Source organism: Microbulbifer rhizosphaerae, assembly GCF_014191725.1.
Classification (GTDB): Bacteria; Pseudomonadota; Gammaproteobacteria; order Pseudomonadales; family Cellvibrionaceae; genus Microbulbifer; species Microbulbifer rhizosphaerae.
Window position 1 is genome coordinate 1 of record NZ_JACHWZ010000052.1, and the last position, 4,811, is coordinate 4,811.

Consider the following 4,811-nt stretch of genomic DNA (forward strand, 5'->3'; position numbering starts at 1 on the left):
CCCTTGCAACGGCGAGAAATTTTTCATTCTTGATTTGTCAGGAAAGAGAAGAAGAGGAAGGGAAGAGCAGGACACCCAATAACTGAAAAATGAAAGGCTTCAAACCGGTTACAAGTGCATATTCCGGCCCATCCTGAACACCCATTCTGGTCCATCGTGAACACCAATTCCGGACCATCGTGAACACCCATTCCGGTTTCAACGTGAACACTTTTACCTGATTTTCCGGAATCGGTGTTCACCATCCCGGAACAGGTGTTCACGATCGACCGGAATCCCTCCTAACGCATTGTTTCTTCAAGCCTTTTGCTACGCTCGCCGCCTTTTTGGAGGCGGGGCGTGGCCACACCGAGAATCACAATGCGTAACATCCGAGAAATCCTTCGCCTGCGCCTGTCGGCAGGGCTGTCGATCCGGCAGATCCACCGCAGCACTAAGGGCAGCGTCGGGATGTCGGGGTCAGGCCTTAAGCGTCGGGATGTCGGGGTCAGCGGGATGTCGGGGTCAGGCCTTAGTGCGCCGAGCGAAGCTCAGGCGCAGGGGAAGTTGATCAACAAGGAGGTGATTAACGGAAACTGTGCGTAGGTTTCCCGTGGGTGCAAGTCCCACCCGGGCAAGGCTGGTCACCACCCGGAAGCGAGTCTTGGACTGTCCAGCGGCGACGTTGGCGGTTAAGCGTAGACAGCGAGTCAGTAGGCCGCGGTGATAGAGCACCGAAAAGACCCTCTCTGTGGGTGCCGACGTCTTTAAGGCCGCGGAAGGCAACACCAGTATCCCGAGCGGACCGGGGATACTGGCCCACCGGTGTCGAAGAGCCCGGCATGCTGGCAAGGAAACCCTGGGAACTCGGGAGGTCTGCTCCGCTCCTTGGTGAGATCACCGCATTGGGCTTGCGGTCAACAAATGGGTCCAAACGCACGGCCGGGCACTGGGTTGTGCGAAGAAACACAGTGCCAACCAAGGTATCGCGGCGGAACGATCAAAAGAACTGCCTCGAGAAGGCGAAGCAGAAATCGGAGCTTTCCATAGTACCGATGAAGTGGGCGAACCGACATCCGCCGGGAGCCCGTGGAGGGAAGGGAAAGCCAACTCATCACAACCTCTGGAGGGCAACATGCAAGAAACGCAGAGTTCAGACGCCATGTCCACCTCACTTCTGAGGTTAGCGGCGCTGGGAAAGGACCACCCGCAGCGGTGCTTTACCAATCTCAACCAGTATCTGACCAAAGACCTTTTGCGAGCAGCCTTTCACCGAACGCGCAAGGATGGTGCCACTGGCGTAGATGGGCAGACGGCCGCCGACTACGCCCAGGATTTAGAGGACAATCTCGCGAGTCTTCTCGTCCGGGTCAAAAATGGCAGCTACCGTGCTCCGCCGGTCAAGCGTGGCTATGTGCCGAAAGGCAAAAGCCAGCGCCCGATAGGGATACCCACCTTCGAAGACAAGGTGCTGCAACGGGCGGTAGTCTGGATACTGGAAAAGCTGTACGAGCCTCTATTTCACCCGCACTCCTTCGGCTACCGGCCGGGCAGGAGTACGCATCAGGCGCTGGACTTGATGTACCGGCAGCTGACCGTGGGTGGCGGAGGCCAAGCGATTGAGATGGACATTCAGGGATTCTTCGACAACCTGGACAAGCGCCAACTGCGGGAATTTCTCCAGCAGCGGATAGGAGATGGCGTGATACTGCGCCTGATCAACAAATGGTTGAAAGCGGGGGTCATGGAGGGCGGAAACCTCCACTACCCTGAACAGGGAACGCCACAGGGCGGGGTTGCTTCTCCCCTGCTTGCCAATGTGTATCTGCACTATGTGCTGGACCAGTGGTTTGAGCAGGAGGTGAAACCCCGGCTACTCAATAGCAACGCCACCCTGATCCGCTTCGCGGATGATGCGGTGCTGCTGATGAAGAACGCCAGAGATGCGGCCCGGGTGATGGAGGTACTGCCGAAGCGCTTCGGCCGCTACCACCTGCAGTTGCATCCGGACAAGACCTGTGTGACGGAGTTCAAGCCCAAGAAGAAAGCCAGCGTCGACTTTCTGGGGTTTACGCATTATTGGAGAAAGAATCGCCGAGGAGGCTGGAGCATCAAGCGCAAGACCATGAAGTCGCGGTTTGCGCGAAGTGTTTTAGCAATCAAACAGTGGTGCCGAACCAACCGCCATCAACCACTGCCAGAGCAATATATGGCTCTCTGCCGTAAGGTGAGAGGGCACTACGCCTACTTTGGGATCAGCGGCAACAGTGCTGCATTAAAACGATTCCGGTTTGTCGTAGAGAAAGTCTGGATAAAGTGGTTGAGGCGGAGGTCGCAACGGCATTGCCTGGACTGGAAACGAGCCAGCCTGCTGTTAAAACGCTACTCGTTGCCAGCGATGAAATTATTGGCCATGAAGCCTGCGAAGGTGATGAGTTGAGGAGCCGGATGCGTTAATCGCGCACGTCCGGATCTGTGGGGGGCGACGGTGGTAACATCGTCGTCTACCCGATCATTTGACATTCCTGGATTCCAGAACTAGTCGCAGATCGGCTAAGAGCACCAGTGTAAAATGTAAAGCCTGACCCGAATGGCACTGGTATGACCTTGCGGGGCACCGGCTAGGCGCCCCCCGTGAATACATCCCTGTAGGCTTGTCTGCGAGGTCCCCTCTCGCAGACAGTCCCGCAAGGTCGTACCCGGTATCAGGGTCTTCGCATCACGGTCATCGCTTAACTTAGTGCCATTGAGGCCTGACCCCGTGATGCGTGCGTTGATTTGTGCGTCACGTCTCAACCCTTCTAAAAATGGGTTGCAAGGTAACACTTAGCCAAATATCTTCTAATAATAAGAAGGTCGATGTAAGAGGAAACATAAATGTCACCCGGGTTCCGGCCTCGATGCGCTTGATTCGTGGGCATTGATGGCATCGTTTTCTGATATCGATAACAGTTGTCATTGAGGTTTTTTATTATTGTGTTTGTTACCGATAACGTCATGAAAACGGCGGACCTGTGACACGGCTTGCATCGGCGAGCGTACAACAACATGAGGAAAAACAAAATGACAATAAGACTGGGAAAACACCCCGTCGCTATCGCGGCTTACACCACCCTGAAACGAATAACAGACTACGGGCGATTGCCTGCCTTGATACTCACGCTGTCGATAGCTGCAGGCGCTCTGGTGATGCCTTCACTGTCGGAAGCACAGTCATTTCAACATCCGGGAGCTTTAAACAACCAGGCTGACCTGGACCGGATGAAGACGAAGGTCGCTGCGAGCGCCCAGCCCTGGAAAGGCAGTTGGGACATTCTCGTAAGTAACACCAATGGCTGGACAAGCCACAACCCGGAAGCGGTCGCGACGATCACCGCGGGTGGCGGTCTCCCGGAGAATTACATCCGGCTGGCCCGCGACGCTGCCCGGGCATATCAGCTGGCCCTGCGCTATCACGGCGATGGCAGCACCTGGGCTGCGGACAAGTCGGTCGAGATCATGAACACCTGGGCTTCCATCCACACCGGTTGGGCTGGCGACTCGAACGTCAGCCTGCGGTCGGGCATCTACGGCTACCAGTTCGCCAGCGCCGCTGAATTGATGCGCGATTACAGCGGCTGGGTGCCGGCGGACTTCACCGCGTTCAAGGACTACATGCTCAATCAGTTTTACCTCGGAGGCAGCAGAAACAAAGATTTCCTCGACAGGCACCACGACACCCGTGGCACCCACTACTGGGCCAACTGGGAGCACGCGAGCTTGGCGTCGGCCATGGCGATCGGCGTGCTTCTGGACGACCAGGCGATTTTCGACCACGCCCTCGACTACTTCTACGACGGCATCGGCAACGGGAATATGAACCGTGCGGTGACGTACGTTCACCCCAACGGCCTGGGCCAGTGGCAGGAGAGCGGACGCGACCAGGGGCACTCGACCATGGGCCCGGTGTTATTGGGGGCAATCTGCGAAATCGCCTGGAACCAAGGCTACGATCTATACGGCGCCCTCAACAACCGACTCCTGTCGGGTGTCGAATACATCTCCAAATACAATACCAAGCGCGACGTGCCGTTCGCTCCCTATGTGCATGACGCGGGACGACTCGATAGTTCCCTGGTAAGAACAGTCTATTGGGATATCTCGTCCGTGGGGCGCAACCAGTTAAGACCCGGCTGGGATCTCGTGTACAATCACTACGTCAACCGCATGGGGATGGCGGCACCCTACACCGGGGAGTATGCGGCCAAAACCCGTCCCGAGGGCGGCGGGTTCAACTTCGGAGGTAACAGCGGCGGCTTCGACAGCCTGGGCTTCACCACGTTAACGCACAGCCGCGATTCGATCGCCTCGGACGTCGCGCCCAGCGGACTGCGGGCCACGCAGGAGTATGACCGGCGGATCACGCTATCCTGGTGGGGCTCGGCGCGCGCCACGAGCTACAACGTCAAGCGCTCCACCACCAGCGGCGGGCCATACACCACCATCGCCACGGTGGGCACCAAGGACATCTTCCACGTCGATACCGATCTTACGGCGGGCAGGACCTATCACTACGTCGTCTCGGCCAATACGCCAAGCGGCGAGACCGCCAACAGCGACCAAGTGTCCGCCATTGCGGTGGCCCCGGGCGGGATTTCCTATCAGGCTGAAAATGCAGCCTACGGCGGCGACGCGGAGCTCATCACCTCGACTACCAACCACAATGGCACGGGGTCTATCGTGCCCCATAGCGGCTATATCGAATTCACGGGCGTCGACGGCGGAGACGGCGGCCCGACAACGCTGGCGATGCGCTATGCCCATGGAGGGCCAAATCGCACGGGCGTGTGGAC

The 4,811-nt window shown here is 57.7% G+C and carries 2 protein-coding genes; both read left to right on the forward strand.

The window, feature by feature from the left end; genetic code table 11:
• The first annotated feature begins 1,114 nt into the window (after positions 1-1,114).
• The gene (ltrA, locus tag FHS09_RS22285) at positions 1,115-2,419 is read left to right on the forward strand and encodes a group II intron reverse transcriptase/maturase (protein ID WP_183464073.1); all 1,305 of its coding nucleotides are present in this window, start codon (positions 1,115-1,117) and stop codon (positions 2,417-2,419) included.
• A gap of 623 nt (positions 2,420-3,042) precedes the next feature.
• Positions 3,043-4,811: alginate lyase family protein (locus FHS09_RS22290; protein WP_183464075.1), on the forward strand; the 1,769-nt coding region annotated here is incomplete at its 3' end.